This window comes from Blastocatellia bacterium (assembly GCA_035573895.1).
Classification (GTDB): Bacteria; Acidobacteriota; Blastocatellia; order HR10; family HR10; genus DATLZR01.
Window position 1 is genome coordinate 41,107 of the sequence record DATLZR010000073.1, and the last position, 22,599, is coordinate 63,705.

19 protein-coding genes are annotated in these 22,599 nt (G+C 57.3%); 11 read left to right on the forward strand and 8 right to left on the reverse strand.

Going from position 1 to position 22,599, the window contains the following annotated elements; translation table 11 throughout:
- Nucleotides 1-1,008 carry a type I glyceraldehyde-3-phosphate dehydrogenase gene (gap, locus tag VNM72_07485; protein HXF05241.1) on the reverse strand — a complete coding sequence of 336 codons (1,008 nt, stop codon included), beginning with the start codon at nucleotides 1,006-1,008 and terminating at the stop codon, nucleotides 1-3.
- Nucleotides 1,009-1,178: 170 nt separating this feature from the next.
- On the opposite strand from gap, the gene VNM72_07490 reads away from it, so the two are divergent.
- The 4 genes from VNM72_07490 (at nucleotide 1,179) to VNM72_07505 (ending at nucleotide 5,937) form a co-directional block, all read left to right on the forward strand.
- A complete protein-coding gene (locus tag VNM72_07490; GenBank protein HXF05242.1) occupies nucleotides 1,179-2,888 on the forward strand; it encodes a DUF885 domain-containing protein in 1,710 nt (569 codons plus the stop codon).
- A 19-nt stretch (nucleotides 2,889-2,907) separates the two neighbouring features.
- Complete coding sequence (locus VNM72_07495) at nucleotides 2,908-4,824, forward strand: transketolase (GenBank protein ID HXF05243.1); 1,917 nt, start codon at nucleotides 2,908-2,910, stop codon at nucleotides 4,822-4,824.
- Nucleotides 4,802-5,308: a regulatory protein RecX gene (locus VNM72_07500; protein HXF05244.1), complete on the forward strand. Its 507-nt coding sequence runs from the start codon at nucleotides 4,802-4,804 to the stop codon at nucleotides 5,306-5,308. The genes VNM72_07495 and VNM72_07500 overlap by 23 nt, the downstream gene beginning before the upstream one ends.
- Before the next feature lie 437 nt (nucleotides 5,309-5,745).
- The gene (locus VNM72_07505; GenBank protein ID HXF05245.1) at nucleotides 5,746-5,937 is read left to right on the forward strand and encodes a hypothetical protein; all 192 of its coding nucleotides are present in this window, start codon (nucleotides 5,746-5,748) and stop codon (nucleotides 5,935-5,937) included.
- Nucleotides 5,938-6,093: 156 nt separating this feature from the next.
- Here the strand turns inward: VNM72_07505 and VNM72_07510 are convergent, their stop codons facing one another.
- The 4 genes from VNM72_07510 to VNM72_07525 all read right to left on the reverse strand — a co-directional run bounded on the left by VNM72_07510 (nucleotide 6,094) and on the right by VNM72_07525 (nucleotide 13,391).
- On the reverse strand, nucleotides 6,094-6,774 hold the full coding sequence (locus tag VNM72_07510; protein ID HXF05246.1) for a LemA family protein: 681 nt from the start codon (nucleotides 6,772-6,774) through the stop codon (nucleotides 6,094-6,096).
- Nucleotides 6,771-7,487, reverse strand: a complete 717-nt coding sequence (locus tag VNM72_07515) for a hypothetical protein (GenBank protein ID HXF05247.1) — start codon at nucleotides 7,485-7,487, stop codon at nucleotides 6,771-6,773. Before VNM72_07515 ends, VNM72_07510 begins: the two co-directional genes overlap by 4 nt.
- Nucleotides 7,488-7,550: 63 nt before the next feature.
- Nucleotides 7,551-8,384, reverse strand: coding sequence for a TPM domain-containing protein (locus VNM72_07520; GenBank protein ID HXF05248.1), 834 nt, complete (start codon nucleotides 8,382-8,384; stop codon nucleotides 7,551-7,553).
- A 78-nt stretch (nucleotides 8,385-8,462) separates the two neighbouring features.
- Nucleotides 8,463-13,391, reverse strand: coding sequence for a choice-of-anchor D domain-containing protein (locus VNM72_07525; GenBank protein HXF05249.1), 4,929 nt, complete (start codon nucleotides 13,389-13,391; stop codon nucleotides 8,463-8,465).
- Between the two features lie 386 nt (nucleotides 13,392-13,777).
- Between VNM72_07525 and VNM72_07530 the strand changes: the two genes are divergently transcribed.
- The gene (locus VNM72_07530; protein HXF05250.1) at nucleotides 13,778-14,920 is read left to right on the forward strand and encodes a pyridoxal phosphate-dependent aminotransferase; all 1,143 of its coding nucleotides are present in this window, start codon (nucleotides 13,778-13,780) and stop codon (nucleotides 14,918-14,920) included.
- 529 nt (nucleotides 14,921-15,449) lie between these two features.
- On the opposite strand, the gene VNM72_07535 is transcribed toward VNM72_07530, so the two are convergent.
- From VNM72_07535 to VNM72_07545, 3 genes are all read right to left on the reverse strand, one after another.
- A complete protein-coding gene (locus VNM72_07535; protein HXF05251.1) occupies nucleotides 15,450-15,986 on the reverse strand; it encodes a hypothetical protein in 537 nt (178 codons plus the stop codon).
- 17 nt (nucleotides 15,987-16,003) lie between these two features.
- Nucleotides 16,004-16,813, reverse strand: a complete 810-nt coding sequence (locus VNM72_07540; protein ID HXF05252.1) for a copper ion binding protein — start codon at nucleotides 16,811-16,813, stop codon at nucleotides 16,004-16,006.
- 188 nt (nucleotides 16,814-17,001) lie between these two features.
- The gene (locus tag VNM72_07545) at nucleotides 17,002-17,454 is read right to left on the reverse strand and encodes a MerR family DNA-binding protein (GenBank protein HXF05253.1); all 453 of its coding nucleotides are present in this window, start codon (nucleotides 17,452-17,454) and stop codon (nucleotides 17,002-17,004) included.
- 464 nt (nucleotides 17,455-17,918) lie between these two features.
- On the opposite strand from VNM72_07545, the gene VNM72_07550 reads away from it, so the two are divergent.
- From VNM72_07550 to VNM72_07575, 6 genes are all read left to right on the forward strand, one after another.
- Nucleotides 17,919-19,001 (forward strand): peptidylprolyl isomerase, encoded by a 1,083-nt coding sequence (locus tag VNM72_07550; protein HXF05254.1) that lies wholly within the window; start codon nucleotides 17,919-17,921, stop codon nucleotides 18,999-19,001.
- A gap of 37 nt (nucleotides 19,002-19,038) precedes the next feature.
- Nucleotides 19,039-19,884: a dihydroorotate dehydrogenase electron transfer subunit gene (locus VNM72_07555; GenBank protein ID HXF05255.1), complete on the forward strand. Its 846-nt coding sequence runs from the start codon at nucleotides 19,039-19,041 to the stop codon at nucleotides 19,882-19,884.
- Nucleotides 19,885-19,897: 13 nt separating this feature from the next.
- Complete coding sequence (locus tag VNM72_07560; protein ID HXF05256.1) at nucleotides 19,898-20,860, forward strand: dihydroorotate dehydrogenase; 963 nt, start codon at nucleotides 19,898-19,900, stop codon at nucleotides 20,858-20,860.
- Between the two features lie 51 nt (nucleotides 20,861-20,911).
- Complete coding sequence (locus VNM72_07565) at nucleotides 20,912-21,454, forward strand: DUF6677 family protein (protein HXF05257.1); 543 nt, start codon at nucleotides 20,912-20,914, stop codon at nucleotides 21,452-21,454.
- Nucleotides 21,455-21,619 (forward strand): hypothetical protein, encoded by a 165-nt coding sequence (locus VNM72_07570; GenBank protein HXF05258.1) that lies wholly within the window; start codon nucleotides 21,455-21,457, stop codon nucleotides 21,617-21,619. It begins immediately after the preceding gene.
- 78 nt (nucleotides 21,620-21,697) lie between these two features.
- Nucleotides 21,698-22,288 (forward strand): FmdE family protein, encoded by a 591-nt coding sequence (locus VNM72_07575; GenBank protein ID HXF05259.1) that lies wholly within the window; start codon nucleotides 21,698-21,700, stop codon nucleotides 22,286-22,288.
- The last annotated feature ends 311 nt before the right edge of the window (nucleotides 22,289-22,599 follow it).

Here is a 22,599-nt window from a genome sequence, read left to right on the forward strand (position 1 = left end):
TCACAATCCCTTCTCCGCCATGAAAAGGATCAGGTCGCGGACGCGACAGCTATAGCCCCACTCGTTGTCGTACCATGCGAGAATCTTCACCAGCGTCCCATCGGTCACCCGCGTGAATCCCGCATCAACGATAGAAGAGTGAGGATTGCCCCGGAAATCAATAGAAACCAGCTCCTCCTCGCAATAGGCGAGGATTCCCTTGAGTTCCTCTTCGGCGGCCTGCTTCAATGCCCCATTGACCTCCTCCACGGTGACGGGGCGCATTAACTCCGCCGTCAAATCTACGACCGACACGTTGGGCGTGGGAACGCGGATGGCAATCCCGTCGAGTTTCCCCTTGAGTTCAGGGATGACCAATCCGATTGCTTTCGCTGCTCCCGTCGTGGTGGGAATCATTGAGACGGCGGCGGCCCGCGCTCGCCGCAGGTCCTTGTGTGGGAGATCGAGGATTCGCTGATCGTTCGTATAGGCGTGGATCGTGTTCATCAGGCCATGCACGATACCAAACCGATCATTGAGGACCTTCACGACCGGGGCGAGACAATTCGTCGTGCAGGAAGCATTGGAGACAATATGATGCTTCGCCGGATCATAGACATGATGATTGACTCCGAGAACAATCGTCACATCCTCTCCCTTGGCGGGAGCTGTGATGATGACTTTCTTCACCGGACCTCGAAGATGCTTCTCCGCATCAGCCCGGTCGGTGAAGAGACCGGTCGCCTCCACGACGATCTCAGCTCCCACCGCCTCCCAGGGAATCTTCGCCGGATCTTTTTCCTTAAAGACTTGCATTCGCCGACCGTTGACGGACAGCCAATCCTCGCCGTAGGTCACAATTGCGTTGAGATTACCCAGGTTCGAATCGTATTTGAGCAGATGGGCCAGCGTCTTGGGATCCGTAATATCGTTGACGGCCACAAACTCGATCTCCTTCGTGTCCATCGCCGCTCGAAAGAGATTTCGACCTATGCGGCCAAAACCGTTGATTCCGACCTTAACAGCCATAGCTCCCTCCTTTTGTCCTTACAGAGCTGTCACGACGACCGGGCGTCGCATGAGAGGGGATTATAGAGAACTTCCTGACGTTTTGAAAGGTCACACGGATTTTCCCCACCCGCTTGCATCGCCGTTCTCGACGGTGTTATTGTGACAGTTTCATCGAGGAGGACAGGGAGATGAAAGCGGCTCTAAGGGACCGACTCGATCGGATGATTGAAGAGTTTCTCTCCTGCTATTTCACATTTCATCCCACATCCGCGACAGCCGTCGGGTTCCACCAATACGATCACCTTTTGGAAGACCGGTCCGACGAACTTCTCGCGGACCAACGCCGGCGTCTGGAAGATGTCCGTCAGCGGTTGCGACGGGAGATTGACTGGACGCAACTTGATCCGGATTCACAGGCGGACTACTGCGTTGTCGTCTCGGAGATTGAAGCGGAGATCCTGTCTCTTGATTCCGTTCGCTGGTGGGCCCGTGATCCGAGCTGGTACAGCGACGTCGCCTGCTGGTCCGTCTACAGTCTGCTCGCGAGGGAATACGCTCCGAGCGAAACACGGATCATGGCGGCGTGCCAGCGGATGGATGCCATTCCTCGCCTCTTCGACCAGGCCCGGAGCGCTCTTCTCAATTACGCCCGCACGTCCTCTCCCACGGCGCCCGCGGGAATTCCGCCAATCTATATCGAGATTGCCCGGCAGGAGCTGACCGGGGCGAAATCGTTCTTCGATTCCCTCGTGCCGACCTTTGCCGAGAATATCTCCAACCGTGATCTGGCGGATCAGTTCAAACGCGCAAGTGCGCGAGCAGCCGACGCCTGTCAGGACCTCCTTCAGTTTCTGGATGTCGAACTCCGACGTGAGGCAAGTGGGACATTCGCGCTGGGTGGTGATCTCTTCCATCGCCTCCTTCGCCTTCTGGAGCACATCACCACGCCGGTGGAAAAAATTCTTGCTTGTGGCCTCGAACGGTTGCGGACCACACAACGAAAAATGGAGGACATCGCCTCGCGCATTGCCCCGGGCGTCCCCCTGCCGACACTCCTGGAACAACTATCCGAGGATCACCCCACAGGGGAGGATCTGATTGCCTCCTACCGCCACCGTACTCAGGAGATCCGGCGCTTCATTGAGGAACGCGAGCTTGTCACGATTCCCCCGGGAGATGATCTCCTCATCGTGGAAACACCGCCTTTTTCTCGCAGTCTCATCTTTGCTGCGCTCGATGCTCCCGGACCTTTTGACCCCGACGGCCTTCCGACGTTTTTCTATGTGACCCCCGCTGACTCAGCGCAGCCCCCGGAGAACCAGAGAGAATACCTTCGCGCCCACAACCGGTTCGCTCAGGTGGCTACGATTATTCACGAAGCCTATCCCGGTCATTACGTCCAGTCTCTCCATCGTCGGCGAACCCCCTCGCGGGTGCGAAAGATCTTTGGAACGGGAAGCTTCATCGAAGGGTGGGCGCACTACTGCGAGGAGATGGTGCTCGACGAAGGGTATGGCGAAGATGATCCGCGCCTCCGATTGTTTCAGCTCCACGAAGCCCTCTGGCGCATTGGCCGTCTCATCGTTGGAACCAGGATGCACACGGACAATCTGTCGCTGGATGAAGGGATCGAGTTCCTCGTTCGTGAGTGCTACCAGCAACATGACAATGCTCGTCGTGAGGTCTGGCGGTACACACGCGACCCCTTCGTCCTCGTCTACTCCTGGGGGAAGTGGCAGATTCAGGAACTGCGAGAGGCCGCACGCAAGCAGTGGGGATCGCGCTTCTCTCTCCGGGAGTTCCACGACCATCTTCTGGCTTATGGGGAACCCTCGGTGACGCTCTTGAGATTCCTTCTTCTGGGCGATACAATCCCGGCCTGTGTGGCTGATGCTTAATGACGATGTTGAATAGCCTATGAGCCATCTCGCTGAACTTCGCGCAATTGCACAGCGACTGCGGAGACACGCAATTCTCATGACAACCGAAGCCGGTTCCGGTCATCCGACGTCCTGCTTGTCCTGTGCCGACCTGATCACGGCTGTTTTCTTCCACGCGATGCGGTACGACGTGGCCAACATCGCCCATCCGATGAACGATCGCTTCATCCTCTCGAAAGGCCATGCTGCACCCATCCTGTACGCGGCGTGGGCGGAAGCAGGAGCCTTCCCGGCTGAACGTCTGATGACGCTCCGACGTTTCGAGAGCGAACTCGAAGGTCATCCGACCCCTCGTTTCCCCTGGGCGGAAGTTGGGACGGGTTCGCTCGGTCAGGGCCTCTCGATTGGCGTCGGCATGGCAATAGCCGGAAAATACCTGGACCGTCTGCCATACACCGTCTATGTGTTGCTCGGCGATGGAGAAGTCGCGGAGGGATCGGTCTGGGAAGCGGCATCGCTGGCGGCCTATTATCGCCTGGATAACCTTATCGCCCTGGTAGACGTCAACCGGTTAGGCCAGAGTCAAGCCACCATGTACGGTCATAACCTGGCTGCCTACGAGGCGAAGTTTCGCGCTTTCGGCTGGCACGCCCTGACCGTTGATGGACACGACATGGGGCAGATCGTTGCTGCTCTGGATGAGGCTCGGAGGGTCGAAGGACAGCCTTCGGTCATCATCGCCCGGACGATCAAAGGGAAAGGCGTCTCGTTCCTCGAAGACCGCGAGGGCTGGCACGGGAAACCCCTCAAAAAAGGCGAGGAATCGGACCGAGCCCTCGAGGAGCTGATGACTGACGGTGACGGATTCGCCCGACCGTCGGCGTCTCGGTCACTACGGCGCCCTCCCTCGACCGGCGAGGAGAAGCAACGCCTGGCCTCCGCTGAACCTGCAATCCCCTCGCTTCCTCCACCGAGCTACTCCCTCGGCGAGATGGTAGCCACCCGCGAAGCCTACGGCACAGCTCTGGCCAAACTCGGCCATCTGTGCCCTCGCGTCGTCGTCCTGGATGGCGACACGAAGAATTCGACCTTCTCCGAAAAGTTCCTCCAGGAGCATCCGGATCGGTTCTTTGAAGCCTTCATCGCCGAGCAAAATATGATCGGGGCGGCCGTCGGTCTCGCTGCCCGAGGCTACCTCCCCTTCGCATCTACGTTCGCCTGCTTCCTCACGCGGGCTTTCGATCATATCCGAATGGCGGCCATCTCACGGGCGAACATCAAGTTGTGCGGATCGCATGCCGGTGTCTCTATTGGAGAAGATGGGCCTTCTCAGATGGGGCTGGAGGACCTTGCCATGATGCGGTCTATCCCCGGTTCAGTGATCCTCTACCCGGCGGATGCGGTTTCCGCCGAACGCGCCGTCGAACTGGCAGCTCGTTACAAAGGCATCGCCTACATCCGCACAACGCGCCCTAAGACTCCGGTTTTGTATCGTCCCGACGAACCTTTCGATCTCGGACAATGCAAGATCCTGCGCGAGAGTCCAGCCGACCTTGTGACTGTTGTGGCTGCCGGCATCACCGTGCACGAATCCTTGAAGGCTCACGAGCTTCTCGCTCAGGAGGGCATCCCCGTCCGCATCATTGATCTTTTCTCGGTCAAACCGATTGACGTGGAAACCCTCCGCCGGTCGGCTAAGGCCACCGGAGGACTGGTGCTGACCGTGGAAGATCACTATCGTGACGGTGGGCTTGGAGACGCCGTGGCCCAGGCTCTTTCAGGGGACGGAATTCGGGTGGTTTCACTTGGGGTCACGGAAATCCCTCACTCAGGAACACCGGACGAACTACTCGACGCCTATGGCATCGGCGCACGACACATTGTCCGCCACGTCAAACAGCTCGTCGGTAAGAAGACATCGGCTGCTACCGATGACAGACCAGCAATCCTATGACAAGATCATGGCGCGGGCGCTGCGTCTTCTGGCACTCCGTCCTCGCAGCCGGGAGGAACTCCGTCAGAAACTTCTTGAGAAAAATCCCAGGTACGAGTCCATCATCAGCCAGGTCATCGCTCGACTGGGAGAGCTTGGCTACCTGGATGATGTTCGGTTCGCTGCGGACTACGCCCACATGCGCGTCGAAACGAAACCCGTCGGTCGCCGCCGGTTAAAAAACGAACTGCGCAAGCGAATGATCGCTGAAGATCTCATTGATCGAACCCTCGATGACATCTATACCCGGGAGACGGAAACCACCCTTATGGACCGCGCCGTTGAAGGGTGGATTCGTCGCCGGGGTCACCCTCACACCCGCGCTGAAATGAAAAGACTTTTTGACTATCTCCTCCGGCTTGGATTTGAGCCCTCTCAGGTGAGGGAAAGACTTCAAAAAATCAGTTCCATTGCTATCGAGGATGACCCTCAGGGCAACGAGTGAAACCCTGTTTCCCGACCATTAGCTCGCACAACATTGCTTCCGGTCAGAACGTTTTCAAGGATATCACGCCTGCCCGTTAGTACCACTGTTCTTATTTGCTCACCACTACAACGGTTCCAACGAAATATTCCCAGGCTCGTAAATTTCCATCTCCTTGACGGCTCCGGAGCCTCTCCTTGTGATCTCGCAAGGGGAAAGGACCCTATGGAAATGCTTTGTCTGGCAGCAGTGATGGCCTCGGTGTCGAGACTAACCTTGACCAGATATGGAGTTCTTTACTACGGGCGAGCCACCCGTGCTCTCATCGAGACGATTGGTCAGGATACTCTCGCCGTTCACGAAACCACTCGTACCGCTCTCGGAACGACCCAGGCCCTCCAGGAAACCACCCCTGCACTTCAACCAACGCCCAGGCAATTGATGAGACGACCCAAGCCATGCTAGGGACGATTCAGGCCGTCCAGGAAACGACTCACGCTGTCCATGAGACAACCCAAGCCATCCACGAAACAACCCGCACCATCCACGAGGATGCCCAGCGCCGACAGGAAGAATTGCTCATTTATCTTCGCGACATGAATCGCCGTTACACGGGACTGATGGCTGCTCTGGCCGAACGTCGCCCGTAGGCTTTGCGCGGAATTGGAAGAAATTGTTAAGTGCAGTTCCCTCGCCTGAGGTATTGTCCGGAGTGCCCCAGCTCACCCCGTGGGTGAGATTCGAACCGGGAAGTAGGGCAGCCGCGTGCTGGAGTTTTCGCCCGTTCGTGCTGGCTCCCTTCAGCACTAAAACTGAACCTTCGGAGGCTGGCTGGCTGACGGAGCAGCAGTGAAATAGTTCTCCATATTTCTGAACCCGAAGAGCCGAGCAATGAGCACCGTCGGAAACCGAGACGCGGTGACGTTATAGTCCTGAACGGCCTGGATATAATCCCGGCGGGCCACAGCGATTCGATTTTCTGTCCCGGCCAGCTCATCCATCAATCGCTGGAACGTCTCGTTCGACCGCAACTGTGGATATTGTTCGGCAAGGGACAGGACCTGAACGCGGAGCTGCGGCAAGGCTTGCTCGATTTCCGCATTTGCCTGCACGCGTTCTTGTGGGGTCGCATCGGGACGCAACAGCCGCGACCGTGCCTCGGCGATGCGACTGTAGACCTCAAGCTCCTGGGCCGTAATTCCCTTGACCGTGTTCACCAGATTAGGAATCAGATCGGCCCGGCGTTGCATCTGGTTTTCAACCTGTGACCAACTGCTGCGCACGACCTCCCGCTGTCGGACCAGGGTGTTGTAGGTGGACGCCGATCCGACGCCGAAGACAAGAATCAAGCCTGCGAGGACGAAGGCGAGAATAGCTCGTCGGCGCGTCCGGGCAGCCCGTGCTTGCGCCAACTGCTGTTGTTCACGGAGGTAGGCCTGTCGGAAGTCCTCTCGACTGCTTTGATTCTGCTCGAAGATATCACTCATGGTCTCTCCTCCAAAGCATCAACTCTCCGGATGACCGTCTCGATCGCCGCGAGATACCGGGCGAAGAGATCGTCAGCATCCTGCAAGGAAAGGTGGAATTTCTTCTCTCGCGCGTCCAGCACGGCATGAAAGGGCGATACATCCATCCCCAGAGTGCGGCCCAGTTGATCAATTACCTTCCTCTTGGCGTGCTCAACATCGGCCACACCATACAGGCGAACAACGTGACGAAATAACGTGGCAAAACTGACGATGGAATCAGTCATTAAAGCGAGAAGTCGGTCGGCTCTTTGACTGGCCGGGATATAAAGCTCCCGCAGTCGGATGAGCTTGCCCCGGAGTTCAAACTCAAGCTGGTGCCGCAAATTGTGAGTCGGAATGTCAAGTCCGGTGAAGGGATCCTCCCCATAAAGAACCCGATGGGCCGCGCTCATGTCGAGGAACTCAATGGGGAAGACATCACGCGCATCGAGCATTTCCTCCCGGGTGAAGTACAGCGGCAAGGGATGGCGTCGTTGCCAAACCTCTAGAGAGCGGCGCGCTAAGCGCAGATCTTCTGGTGTAATTCGTTGAAGGACGACCAGGATATTTGGCTGGGAACGATCCGGCACATGGTCACCGACAACCAGAGACCCGTAGAGAACGACCGACACGAGATTCTCACCATGCGCGCGCTTCAAGGAAGCTACCAATTCTCTCAGTTCCTCATCCATCTTATGGCTCCCCCACCGCAAATGAGCCATTGGAAGATTCAGCATCCGATGAGTCTAGAGCACTCACCAACTCCCACTGGCTCCTCCCCCGCCGAATGACCCTCCGCCAAATCCACCGAAGCCACCGCCACTCCAGCCGTGCGAGCTTCCTCCCCGGCGGCCACCGAAACCGCCCGAACCACCACCACCAAAAATGATGGGATACCAGTACCAGTCGGATCCGACCCCCCATCGGCGACGGCCAGCCCATCGGCTCCGCGAGCTGGCAGCGATGATGGCGAAAACGAAAGCTCCGATGACGAAAAGAAAAACGAGAGCCGTAAAAAGACCGACCAGGACGCCGCCCGTGGCTTTCCTCGCTCGACGAGCAGGAGCGACGGGCCTTTCCGCTCCCTCAATGGTGAGCCCTCGTTTCGCCGCAATAGTCTGGACCACACTCCGAACGCCAAGAAGTAACCCTTCGCCGTATTGCCCGGCGCGGAAGTACGGAGTCATGCGCCGCCCGATCTCTCCGGCCAGTCCGTCGGGGATGTCCCCCTCTAGCCCATACCCCACCTCCAACCGCCACTTCCGTTCGGAGGGAACAATGAGGATCATGAGGCCGGTATTTTCCTTCTTCTGTCCGATACCCCACCGCCGCGCCAGCTCAATCGAATACTCTTCAATGGGCATTCCGCCGAGCGAAGGGATCGTTACAACTGCAATTTCAATCCCCGCTTGTTCCCGGAACCGGCGAATGAGTGTTTCCATCGCCTCCTTACTTTCACTGTCAATCACTCCGGCAAAGTCGTTGATGTATCCAACAGGCGATGGAAAATCTGACGCGGCGACGCACTTTATCAAGACCGCAGCGACAATGACCGCGACTTTCACACCCCGTTGTCCCCGGCAGTTCATCGGGAAATAGAGTATCAGAGAACCGACCCCCTATGCCAGCCCCTCGACCTCTAGTGGCGCGCCGATCCAGCTTCCTATTCAGCCACATCGGTCTGGCAGAGGTCTTGCCCCGGCCAGATACTGGATCAAGCGGACTGCGTCTTGTTCGTTGACACGCCCATCGCAGTTCACGTCAGCCGCTTTCAGCCCATTGCCTGTGAGCGGGCTTTCCCCTGTGAGGTGGCGAATCAGTCGAATCAAATCCTGCTCGTTGATCTTCCCGTCAAGATTCACATCGCCGGGACGAACATTGGTGATGCGCACTCGTCCATCCCGTGTCTGGACGGAAAGAGGATTGGCATCTGGATCAGACGCCGAGATGGCTGAGAACAAGATCGTTGTGACCGATCCATCGGGCACCGTAGGGGCAATTTGCAGAGGGATGAAAGCCACAGGGCCGCCTGCGCTCGGAAGAGTCGGTACGGGGAATTGAAGAGGAGGCAAAATGAGAATGGTCACCTGACCCCGAATCGCCGTGTTCACGGAGAACTCAAAATCTGTCGGGACAGCCGCGCCCCGTGTTATGGCTTGAGGATTTGACACCGAGAGAATCGCTGGATCGAATTCGATGGTGAATCGCAGAGCGGAAATACCCGTTCCATCACTGAGCATCACGGGGAGGGCGATCACACTTCCTGCAACAGCATCAAGATCAGGAACACTGAGCATCCGAACTCTCACACCCTGACCCAATGCGGCCACATCAACTCTCGTCATCCCGGCATCATCTCCCGTGAACGTAATGACGCCACTTTCGGCTCCTTCCTGGGTTGGGGCAAAGCGAACGAGAACAACCTGTTCGCTGCCGGCGGTAAGTGTGAAGGGAACGGCAGGTGAACTCACCTGGAATCGGGGATTGTTGCTGACGGCGTTTATGATGACGGATGCCGCCATGCGATTACGAATCGTCAGCGGGCGATCAACGCTTTGCCCAAGGGCGACCGACCCGAAGTCAAGACTGAGTGGAGACACCTCGAACGCAGGTGCGAATATCCCCTCTCCGGTCAGGGATATATCAATTGCGGGCTGCTCGTCAGCGTTGCTTCGGATCGTGAGAAGGGCTGTCTGCGGTCCCCGATTTCGCGGGGCGAATCGTATCACCGTCTCCGCCTCAGTCCCGGGGCGTAGCCTCAGTGGAAGCGGCGGAGAATGAAAAACGAATTGAGCGTCGCTCATCACCGCCTGCTCCACGGTGAGCGTGGCATTGCCCGTATTGCGGAGGGTCAGCGTTCGATCGGCAAAACTGCCCACCATCACCGTTCCAAAATCGAGCATCATGGCCGACACGGACAGCCGTCGTACAGCTCGTTCCCCGCTGCCTGTTAGGGTGACGACAATTGATGGACGATTGGGATCGTTAGAAGAGATACGGGCAGTGGCTTGCTGAGGGCCTTCGCCGACTGGGCTGAAGCGCAGCATCACGTCCTGATTGCTGCCGGGATCCACCGTGAAGGGAATCGAGGGGGCGACGACGGTAAATGATGAGGCACTTATATCAACGCCGTTCACAGTGAGCGGCAGATCTCCTTCGTTAACGATGTTCAACGCCCGCTCGCTAGCTTCTCCCACAGCCACGCTCCCGAAATCGAGTGAATCGGGCGTTGCGCGGATACCCGGCCCCCGCGCCCCCCGACCTGTTAGTGCCACCAGCACCGTCGGCCGTTCCGGATCATTACTGGTGATTGTGAGCCGGCCCGTATGCTCGCTCCTGTCCGGAGGGGTATAGCGAACCGTGATCGTTTGACTGGCTTGACTCGACAGAGTGAACGGCACAAGGGCTCCGCTCAACGTAAAAACGAAACTCTCGCTCGCTATCCCGGTCACCGTCAGGGGAGCTGTCCCCACGTTTTGCACTGTCAGCGTGAGGCTCTTCGATTGACCAACCATCACCGGGCCGAAATCCAGCGCCTCGGGCGTTACCGCGATGACGGGCCGAATGGGAAGGAGTTCTACACACCTGGAGAATTCTGACGTATTTCCCCCGCTGCTTGTGACGGTTGCCGTAATGAACTGGCGTGCCGTCGAAGGGAGAGAAATCGTGATGAAGAAATTGGTGGCGCCGGTGCCGTCGGTCGCTATACTCGTTACCGTGAGCGGTCTTTGGCCCTGTCCGAACCCGGACGCATCGCACGCAGTGTTGGAGAACACCTCCAGTCGAAAGCCCGTCCCCGGAGTGCTATTGAGACTTCCGCGAATCGTCGCCGTCGTATCTGAATACGTCGCCGCCGTGAGGGTGGGGGAATTTTGTAAGTCATTGGCTCCTCCGTCGAGGTCTCGCTCATCATTGGGCGTCACGCCGTCGCCGCCCAGATCAATCCCCAAACCGGTATTGGAAAAGATCGAGTTCGAGAGGATGGAGTTCCCGGTCCCTGACTGAACAATCACCCCGCCGCCTCCGTTGAATGCAATGATATTACCGGCAGTATCCGTCGCTCCACCGATGAGCGTCGTGCTCGCTGAGGCCGTCACCAAAATTCCCGCTCCGCCATTGCCCAGGGGTGACGTTGCGTCAACGGCCACCCCAATGGCATTGCCTTGCACAAGATTGCCCGTCGCACTGCGTCCGTAAATTTGAATGCCTTCACCACGATTGGCAGCGATGATATTTCGTGCTCCGCGACTCGTCCCCCCCACCGTATTGTTTTGAGTTTCTCCGAGAAAAACTCCCGGCCCACCGTTGCCTAAGGCTGCCATTCCTGTTACGGTCGTACCGATGAAGTTTCCTTGAATGAGATTCCCCGCGGCACCCTGAAAGGAATTCAGATTCCCCACAGCAACGCCTCCGGACACGCTCAGCGTGGGGACGGGCAGCGGTTTGGTATTTCCCGAAATGATATTTCGCTCAGCCGCCGTTGTACCTCCGACGACATTGTTGACCCCACCGAGAATGACCACACCACCCGAATTGGCTATGGAACTCGAGCCGCTGACATCCGTACCCAGATAATTCCCCTGAACGCGATTCTGCCGTGCCGTGGCCGTAGCAATACCAACGGCGATGAGATTGCCGGAGATCACATTTCGAGCGGTCGCAGTCGTCCCTCCGATGATGTTTTGGGGACCGGTCACGATCACGCCTGCCAACCCATTGCCGAGAGCGCTCCGCCCGGCGGCATCCGTGCCGAGGAAATTGCCCTCAACGATATTGTTCGCCGATGCAAGAACAATTGCGCTCCCCCCCGAATTCAGAAAATCTCCGGACACGAGGCGCACAAAATTCACATTGAACCGATTGATGACAAGTCCCCGTAACACCGAGGTTCCTCCCCGAACGGTCAACCCGTTGACACCCTGGCCGGCCCCGGCCCCATTGATCTCCACCTTGCCAGCCGCCTGCGTTGTTCCGTCAATCGTGACTGATTCGGTGATATCGGGCAGCGGTGATCTCAGTGCAATCGTGGGGACTTGGTCCCCCGGGATCGCAAACTGAATGACATCGGGACCGGGACTCGAATTGGCATCCAGAATGGCCTGGCGCAACGATCCCGGCCCGCTATCGCCGGTGGTGGTCACGGTGAATGTCTGGGCAGCCGTTGACATCACCAGTGTTGGTGCGATATCTCCCTGGCGCATGACAACAAGGTCACTGATGGCATCCACATTTAGGCGGAGGGACTGGATGCTCACTAGTACCTCTCTGAGCTTAAGCGAAGCGATCAAATCTAGAGATGCCCGTCTCCGGATAGAGCCGCGATCATTTTCTCCTGAAAGCGGCTGCGAAAAGATCCGGATTTCCCGCTCCATCGGTGATACAACGAGAAGTTCCTCAGCCGACAAGCCCGATAGGCGGCTGGCAAGAAGATGATTACCAGGTCCGGGATCGGGTATGGCAGGGACCGGACTCTGCCATTGCTCCTTAAGGAGCGCGGGCCTTGGGGAAAGACTCCCTTCCGCACCAAGCTCACCACTTTCTTCCCCGAACAGATGGAGTATTCCGAACTCATCGAGCACAGCAACCTCAGAGCGATAATCCGGATCGCGAACAAAATCACCAACAGCGAGCGAGACTATCCGAGCCGGAAAAGGCACGGCTTCAATCGTGGGCGGTGGGACAGAACGGCTTACAATCTCCGGCTGCGATAGCTTTCGGTCGCGCCCCCTGAGGAGAAAAAGGTGCTGTCCCGCTCCGACAACAAGGTCAATTGTGTAGTCGTCATCGAGCGGACCCACACCCAGAGCAGTAACCAGATCCGGTAAAGGGATCTTTTCCGGGAGACTCCAGGCTGCTCCGTTCGGTCCCTCAAATATGAGAAGTGCGGATTCGTCCTCCCGCTCGACGGCGACAATGACATCTCCCAGTCCATCTGTGCGGTTGATGTCCCCACCGGCCAGGGCTGTTACTCGCCCGCCGAGATCAACCTGTTTGCGTCGGAGAAATCCGCCACGCCCATCTCCAAAGAGATAGTGAAGCGTCATGCCACCGCGCCGGGCAACAGCAAGATCCTGATGACCATCAGCATCGAAATCTCCCGAAAGTATGAAATCAGGCGCTTCGGCGGCGACAAACACCGTTGCGGGTAGCTCGAAAGGTTGAGCGCGTCCAGGCTCCTGATCAAAACCGGGCGTCTGTTTTCCTCGTTCGGCCCACGCCGCATGGCTTCCCAGCATAAGCGCCAGAAGCCCCCCACCGGGACCGATATAACCGCATACCAGATCTGTTGTCCCATCCTCGTCAAAATCGCCCGCCACCAATGCAGAAGGACTGACGAGTCCCCGGTTGAACAACGCCTTAATCCCTGCCGGAGCCTCAAAATGAAGAGGCAGCGGGGAGACCTCCTTCAATCTGATTCGATTCGCCTGCTCGTGCAGCCGGACAATCCGAAGATCAGGCTCGCGAAGGTCCGCGAATCGCAAGTCAGCAAGCCCTTGACGACGGAAGGATTCTTCCCCCCCGGAGATGACGCGCGGAACCAGGCCGCAACAGATCCCAACGGACGCAACGAGACAAAAAAGTTCTTTTCTCCGCATGATGACCCTTCCCGAACACCCAAGGGCGCCAAGCTCGGCCAGCATTATATCCCTGACTCAGGTGCTGTCAAGCACATCTTCAAAAGCAGCTGGTGCTCGCAGGCGTCGCGTGCGGCGATAATGCCCGTCGAGGACTTGCGGCGTCGGCTCAGGATGCATCCGATGCCGCTTGATTGTTTTTCTCAAAGGCCTCCGCACGGGATTCGCTCACGATAGCCTTGCCATGCGGCAGGCTCGCTTACCGGCAGAGCTGGCTTCTCGCCCCGTCACTGGTCACAGCACTCCTGGCCCTGGATTTGCTATCATTTTTCCTCATGTTCTCGCGGAGAACAGAATGGCATCTCACCGTCAACAGACTAACCCGGAGGCTCCGCGAGCGCCGACAGATGGGACTTCCCCTGTGGGACCTCACCGAATCGAATCCCACGCGGTGCGACTTCGCCTATCCGTCGAATCTCTTGGCAGCTTTGACCGATGCCGACGCTTTCCTTTACGAACCCCACCCCAAAGGACTCTTTAAAGCGCGGCAAGCCATTGCAAGATACTATGAGGAAAAGGGGTGGAGCGTGGATGAAGAACATCTGTTGCTTACGGCCAGTACGAGTGAAGCCTATGCATTCCTCTTCCGCCTGCTGTTAAATCCTGGCGATCGAGTTCTCGTTCCCCGGCCGAGTTATCCCCTCCTTGATTTCCTGGCCGATCTCAACGATGTTCGGTTGGATGCGTATCCTCTCGTTTATGATGATTCCCGGTGGCGCATAGATATGGAACGACTGGCCGCAGCCATTTGCTCGGACACCCGAGCCCTGGTTCTCATCAATCCCAATAATCCCACCGGCTCCGTCATTACTCTGGCTGAGCGAGAAGCTCTTGTGGAGCTTTGCCATCGCCACAACCTCGCACTCATCAGCGATGAGGTCTTCGGGGATTATCTCTTCCCGGCGGATGTCGCAGGCGAACCGAGATCCACCCACCACAGCCAGAGTGACGATCAACGGGTGCCAACCCTCGTCACGACATCTGAAGTTCTGACATTTACGGTGAGCGGAGTCTCGAAGGTCCTGGGCCTCCCGCAGATGAAACTCGCCTGGATCGTCGTGACGGGTCCGGCTCATTTGGCCGATGAAGCACTCTCTCGCCTGGAGATCATCTCTGATACATATCTCTCGGTCAGTACACCCGTCCAGCATGCCCTTCCCAGATGGATGACCCAACGAAACGTGCTGGCGGACCAGATTCTCCATCGTCTGATTGCCAATCGCACCATGCTGGCAAAGGTCGTTTCCCTCAGCTCGAGCTGTCGTCTTCTGGCTGCCGATGGAGGGTGGTATGCCGTCCTCCAACTTCCGGGCGTCGAAGATGAGGAGGAGTTCGCGTTGAATCTCCTTGATTCAGATGGAGTGCTTGTTCACCCCGGCTATTTCTTTGACTTCGCCGAGCCGGGTTACGTCGTAATCAGCCTGCTCCCGCCTGATGAAATATTCCGGACAGGTGTCGGAAAGTTGATCGAACGGCTTGCCCGTGGGTGAAGAACGGCTTACCGATAATACGGGTGGATGCATTTATCCACCTGTCGGTGCAGGATTTCGTGATTCGACGGCCAACAGTCTTTTCCCTGCCCGCGCTACGCGTCAGTCACAGCTCATGCGTGAACTTGAACTATCCTTTCCCTCGATCTTCAGTGCCCGAGATCGGTAGCCGGCGCTTCCATCAGCGTATCTTCCCCAGAGACGCTCTGACAAAACAGTCAAGATACAGCTTCCCAGGATCACGGCCAGACCAATCCATATCCACCCACGTGTCCCGAGCGGAAGCACCCCCAATCCATCAGCCACAGAAGCGGCAGCGCCGATCAAAAAGAAAGGTCCGGTGAAATAACAATGTACCCTGCGGCAACGATGGGCATTGATGAGGCACGCCGTACCGGCCACAACGAGTGAAGTTGCCCAGATCACCGTGCGAGTGATTGAGCTGACGAAGAACCCCGCAACGAATACTGCCAGGGGTAATTTCCAGAGCAGGAGCGACGCGCGTCTGTTTGCCACGAGGTCACGTGGATCAGTTGTGCAACATGGCGTCCTCACAGTTCACCTCCTGTGAACATAACAGTTTCATCGCTCGTGGAGGATCATTGGGCTCATGGGCGATCCCTCGTAATTTCAATCCCCTGCGCACGACTTCGGTCACAACTCCCAGACAGCAGCGGCCCGAAGGGTTTTTGATTTCGCAGGCGCAGCGGCCTGCTTTGACCTGCGCCCGGATGTAGTCGGGGATCGTCGTTCGCCCCGTCGCTTCGATCTCGTCATGAATCATCTTCTCGGTGATATTGAAGCAGTAGCACACGGGCACGGGGTCTTCAGTTTCCTTCAGTCCGACGCGGACCTTCACATCGGCTTTGTGAAAGTACGAATCGGCCTCATTGGAAAAATAAACGACCGAACAGGTCGGCGTCGCGCAAAAGAAGTAAGGATGATCGGTCAAGCGTGGCAGAGAGGACTCCTTGAGCAGGTGCTCTATGGTCCTCCGCTTGACGGGCTTCCCCGTCTCTCCGCAGACGCGACAGCGAGAGTGAATCTTCGCCGAAATAGGGGGCATATCGTCGCCTCCCTCTCTCATAATCCTGGCTTAAATCCCATCTGACCGATCAGTTCAATCAGGCGGTCGAGTGTGATCTTCTCCGGGTCAAAAGCCACGACAGCCTGTTTCTTTTCAAAGGTGACTTCAACGTATTTTACTCCCTCGGGCTGGGTGAGCGCCTGTCGGACCGACTCAGCGCAGCCCGCGCAGGTCATCCCCTCGATGGGAATTGTCGCCGTCACAGATTCGACCGTAAATCCTCCCTTCTTGAGCGCTTCGACCAAACGATCCATCTTCACCCGCGCTGGCTCGTACTCGACGATGGCCTCGCCTTTTTCGTAGCTCGCCATCGCCGAGTGCACGCCGGAAATTTCCTTGAGCGCAGCCTCCAGGCTCGTTGCGCAGCCGCCGCAGGTCATGCCTTTGACACCGAGTCGCAGCTTCATCAGCCGCTCGGTCGCTGCCGGTTGCCTTGACTGTAAGAGTTCGCCTGGCCGACGATTCAAAGCCGCCGAGAGTCGTTCCGAATAATAGGGAAATGTCGCCAACAAAAGGATCACAACCGTTACAATCCAGAGGGTGATCTTATTCCAGCGCGAAGCGCTTCCGATTGTACACGCGCCCTCCCCACATGCGATCTCCCGCTTCCGATAGGAGAAAAAGAAAGCGGCGGCCAGCAGCACGAAGGCAATGCCCAGTAAATACGGTCGCCACGCTTCAAACACAGTGGCCAGACCAAGGCTGCCAATACCAAGGAGTGCGGTCGCCAACGACCCGATGCAACAAAGTGACGCCGTGACCGCAGCTATGATGGATGCGCCCAGTGTCAACTTTTCTCTCATCATTATTCCTCCCCGAAAATGACCTCATCCCCCGCCGGAGGAAAGGCTCCTGCGGATTGCTTATCCGCCAGCACTTTTCATCCGCTGGCATGTCTGTCTTCTTCAGGCACAGAGTGCGCGAAAGATTCATGACAATCCCCGTTCGCTTCAGGGTTTTTCGTGATCTCTCCTCATTGATTCTGTCTGGCTTTTCATTTTACCTTCGTTATGGAGGCGCCTCCGAGGGCGAATAAAATCCTCAATGAGGGGGCAGGATTTACGTTAGCGATGGCACGTTCACATTCGGTTTTGTAAACCGACAGTTCGCGCCGAAGCCGTTGAATTTCCTGGTAGCGACGACCGAGTTCTTCGAGTTTTCCCTCGATCATCTTAATGACCTGAGAACAGGTCTGGGGATCGGCCCTGTCCAAGCTCAGCAGTTGCTTGACCTGATCGAGCGTGAAGCCGAAGCTCTGCGCCCGCTTGATGAAACCGAGCCGTTCCACCACGCGTGTCTCGTAGAGGCGATACCCGCTCAGGGTCCGCATGGGTCTCGGCAAAAGGCCCAGCCGCTCGTAATAGCGGATCGTATCCCGGCTCAGGCCGCTTCGCGCCGCGACTTCGCCGATCCTGAGCCGGTTGCCTTCTTCCCGGTTCACCTTCATCAGCAGTAGTATAAACCCTCGAGCCTGCTCCAAAGTCAATAAAGAAGTTTTCAAGTCCACCATCAAAGCTCCCCGGGAGTAAATATCCCGGGATGTTATGTGATCCCCAAAATGTCTCCACACGAGAAATCACGGGTGCAGTCAGGGGGCAAGAATTTCTCACGAACGCCCTATTCCAGACGCAACCAATGGTCAGTAATCGCCCTCATGGAGAAGGTCACGATTGCAGGAGCCTTTAATCGGCGCTGGTTCCGAACATGTTTCATGAATCCTTCCGGCTAAACCTCATCCACTGGGCAGCAATGGTCGGCTCTTTACCTCCTCCGTGAGCAAATGTCCTGACAGAACTTTGAGGCGGTCCCTTTCGGATGGAAGTCGGTCCCGTGGACTCGCCGAATCGTTGGTGTCCTGCCCTTGAATCGCCACACGAGGCAGCGTAGAATGTCGCTCTCGAAGGAACGATCATGAAGATGACCGGTCACCTGTGCGTCGTATTTATCGGCTGGATGATGGCATCTCTCCCCTCACCTGGATCACCTCTCGGCCAGGAAGAGCGCGTGTTAATTGACGAAGTCATCGCCCGGGTCAACAGCGACATCATTACGCTCTCGACCTATCGGCGGGCACAAATGGAAATTCGGCAGGAGCTACAGCAATCCGGGCTCACCGGCCAACAGCTCGAACAGGCATACCAGCAGGCGACGAAGAACCTCCTCCAGCAGTTGGTTGATAATCAGCTCCTCGTACAAAAGGCTAATGAGCTGGGGATCAACGTCGAGTCGCAGATCAACGAATTCATTCTCAACTGGTGCAAGCAGCAGAACATCCCTCCGGCGGACTGTGAGAGGCGACTGTCTGAAGCGGGGCTTGATCCGGATCAGGTGCGACAGACCCTGCGCATGCGCTTCCAGCGCGAAGCCGTCCTCAGCCGGGAGGTTTACTCGCGGATCTTTCAAAATATCTTTGACCGGGACATCGAAGAATACTACAAGAACCATCTCGATGAGTTCGCCGAACCCGAGACAGTTCGCCTCAGCGAAATATTCGTGCCCTTTACCGAACGAACGAGAGCCCAGGCCGAGCAGACGGTCCGGGAGATCATACAGAGGTTGCGCGAGGGTGCGGATTTTGGTGAGTTAGCCGAGCGATATTCGTCCCGGCCCTCGGCCAAAATGAAAGGAGACATCGGGACCTTCGCCCTGGGGCCCCGGCGGACGCTGGGCGATGCCCAAGCTAAGGCCATCGAGGGGAAGAAGGTTGGCGACGTAACCGATCCCATCGAACTTTCCGACGGGTTTCAAATCCTCAAGGTGACCGATCGCCGGGAGCGCACGTTGAAGCCGCTCGATGCAGAATTGAAACGACGGATCCAGATGCGGATCGTTCAGGAGCGGGCCGAACCCGCGGTGACTGCTTACATCGAGAATCTCCGGAAGGATGCCTATATCTGGGTTGCGCCAGATTACCGCGACCAGGTGACTGCACTCGCCGCAACCGAGACCAAAGAGGGCAAATCGTCCAAGGACTCAAAACCGCAGAAGAAGTGAAAGAACGGCCATTCCCACTCCACCATCTGTCACCGCAATGATCGAGACTCGCGCCACGGTCGTCAGCAATGACCCCGAAGGACAGAATTATTGGCGGCTGCGTCTCTCGCTGAAGATTCCCCTTCGGCCTCAGCCCGGTCAATTTGCCATGCTTCGCCCCAGCGACCAGATCGAGCCCATTCTTCGTCGCGCGTTTGTCTTCTATCGCGTAAAGGAGCGCGACACGGGAACCGACTGCGAGTTCATCTATAAGATCGTGGGCCGGGGGACACAACAACTCCGGCGCGCACGACCGGGCGACACGATTGATTTCCTCGGCCCCCTCGGCCGGGGCTTTCATTTTGAGACGCTCACTCCTTCGACGGGAGAAGTGTACCTCGTCTCCGGTGGCGTGGGGTTACCGGCCCTCTACATGCTGGCTGAAGAACTCTCCCTGCGGGGCATCCACGTGAAACTGTTTCACGGCGAAGCCACTGCTCGACCGGAGATGGAACCGGCGGGGCTGAGTGATTTCACTCTCCTTCTGGGGAGAGAGGCCATTGTCTGCACGACTGAAGATGGCTCGTTTGGTCGCCGAGGACTTGTGACCGAACCACTCGAAGAAGAGCTTCGCCAGGGCGCAACGTGTCCGGCTCGGATTTTTGCCTGCGGCCCCTCAGCGATGCTTCGGGAGATCACCCGCTTATCACGGGAGTTCCGGGTTCCGGCGGAGATCTCGGTCGAGGCGGCGATGGGCTGCGGGTTCGGCGTATGCCTGGGCTGCGTCGTCCCGGTGAGAGACTGCACGACACATCGAGTCACGTTCAAACGGGTCTGTATTGAAGGGCCCGTTTTCTCTGCCGACGAGCTGGCATGGGAGGACCTCCCGGCCAGCGCATCATAAAATGGGCTGAGGCATGGTTGACCTCTCGGTGACAATTGCCGGCATTCGTTTCAAGAATCCGGTGCTCACGGCCAGTGGAACCTTCGGATACGGAGTGGAATTCGCTCCCCTTCTTGATCTCAACGCCCTGGGCGGGATTTGTACCAAGGGTCTCTCCTACCGCCCACTGGAGGGTAATCCTCCTCCCCGAATCGTTGAGACACACGGCGGGATGATCAACTCCATCGGTCTGCAGAACATCGGTGTGGAGGCGTTTGTGCGCGATGTGTTGCCTCAGTTGCGGCAATACGATACCCGGATTATCGCCAATGTCTTCGGCTTCAATCGAGACGAATATCTCGACGTCATCCGTGTTCTCAACGATGCTGACGGTGTGGACGCCTACGAACTGAATATTTCCTGCCCCAATGTCTCGTCGGGCGGAATGGAGTTCGGAAATGATCCCGGTGAGGCGGCACGACTGACGGAAGCCTGCAAACGCCTGGCCCACCGTCCGGTCTTCGTCAAACTGTCGCCCAATGCCCCCGATATTGGAGATGTCGCAGTGGCAGTGGAGAAGGCCGGAGCTGATGCCGTCTCGGTAACCAATACGATCCTCGGCATGTCCGTGGATATTTACACGCGACGACCCCGGCTGGCTACAGTCATGGGTGGCGTGTCAGGACCGGCCATTAAACCCATTGCCCTGCGTATGGTCTTTCAGGTTGCCCGCCGCGTAGCAATCCCGGTAATTGGCATCGGGGGCATCGCCACGGCAGAAGATGCCCTCGAATTTCTCATCGCGGGAGCGACTGCCATCCAGGTGGGGACGGCGAATTACTATGATCCACTGGCCTCCATCAAGATCATTGACGGGTTGAACCGATACTGTAAGCAGCGCTCGCTCGATTCGATACTCCCGCTCATCGGCTCGATCGAACTTCCAACCAACTTACGCAATGCGGAAGGATGTCAGCAACCAGACGTCGCATCTTGACACTTTCGAAAGCTGACACGTAAAATGCCTACCTTTCATGAAAACTCCCTCATGAACGAGGAAAAAGCTTTGTCGCCGAACAAGGAACATCTGGATTCAACAACGGAGTCAACATTGCTGGAGGATGATCCCCCGGAAGTCCCCCTCGTACAAGAGCTGAGTCCGTCACCCTGTTCTCCGGCGGCGAGCCGGTTGGACTCCCAAGCCCGATCACTGACGCAGGCGCTCAAAGCCATTGCCGCCGTGGTCGCCGGATTTGTTTTTCCCGGCGGCGGTCATTTCATTCAGGGTCGCTGGGGGCGGGGACTGGCACTGGGATTGAGCGTCGTCGGGATGTTCGTGTGCGGACTCTTCTGGATGGCGGGACATCTCTACGTTCCCGAAAAAGGCGAGTGGCTTTCGTTTTTCCCTTTCCTGGCCAATGTGGGGCTTGGTGGGCTCTATGTCCTTTGCCTCCTTCTCCGTGTGGGACTGACGGTCAACGCCGATGCGCCTACTTACGAGTACGGCAATACGTTCGTTCTTGTGGCTGGACTGTTGAACTTTCTGGTCATTCTCGATGCCTACGATCTCGCTATCGGGAGGAAGAAGTAGATGCATCTGGCAGCAATGGTTCTTTTCGCACTCTTTGTTTCGGTCGTCTTCGCCGTGACGACCAAGGACGAGCTGAAAGACCGGGTCACTTACGGAGCCAAGGTCTTTGGGGCTTTCCTTGGGATCGCGCTGCTGCTTGGGTGGATCATGTACCCGTTCACCTAGCATTTATCGGGAGACGCCCCCTGGCCGCATCATTGAGCCACTGACCGAGATTTTTTGGAAACTGGACCCCTGTTTCCGATGGAGTCACTTGACGAGTTGATCGAGCAAGCGGCAAAGGCTCACGGGCACCTCTGCCCCGGCCAAATCCTGGGCCTCCGCATGGGCATTCTCGGCTGCCGCCTCGTTGGCGTCGAGGATCCAAAGAAAGAGAAAAGCCTCATTGTGTGTGTGGAAATTGATCGGTGTGCTACCGACGCCCTGAGCGTTGTGACCGGCTGCCGTCTGGGAAAGAGAACGTTGAAATTTTTCGATTATGGGAAAGTTGCGGCAACATTCATCAACACGAGGACCGGCTGCGCCTATCGCGTTGTGGCGCGCGACAGCAGTCGGGTTCTGGCCGATGAGCTTTTCTCCCACTTGCCGACAAAGAAGGACAGACAGATGGCCGCCTATCGAACGCTGCCGGATGACGAACTTTTCACCTACGAACGGGTTCGCATCGCCCTGTCACCGGAGGATCTCCCCGGTCGCCCTCGATCGCGTGTTTTCTGCGCCCGGTGCGGCGAGGGAGTCAATGACCACCGTGAAGTAGTGGTGAATGGCCAGCCTCTTTGTCGCGCTTGTGCCGGTAACGCCTACTACGAGAAAATCCCCCCTTCGGTGGATTGACCTATTGGTGGGGACGTGATCGTCAGGGGTCAACCATCCGCTCGCCCTAAGGAATGATGACGTGCCTCTGGATCTCATAAGGCTGATCTCTTCACCTAACCCTTTTGGGTCATCTCCTGGGAAACCTGGAAGAACGGACACGTCTTGTGTGTACGCTGGAACTCAGTACCACGTATGCGCAAAGCGCACGCTACCAAGTTTTCAGCGCTCGTCCGGCCGCCGAGAACGAGCGACTTCTCTCAACAGGTTGAGCAAGCTGTTGTCTGGGGGCTCGTTCGCAGGCCCAAATCTGCGCCGCTCATTTCCGGTGT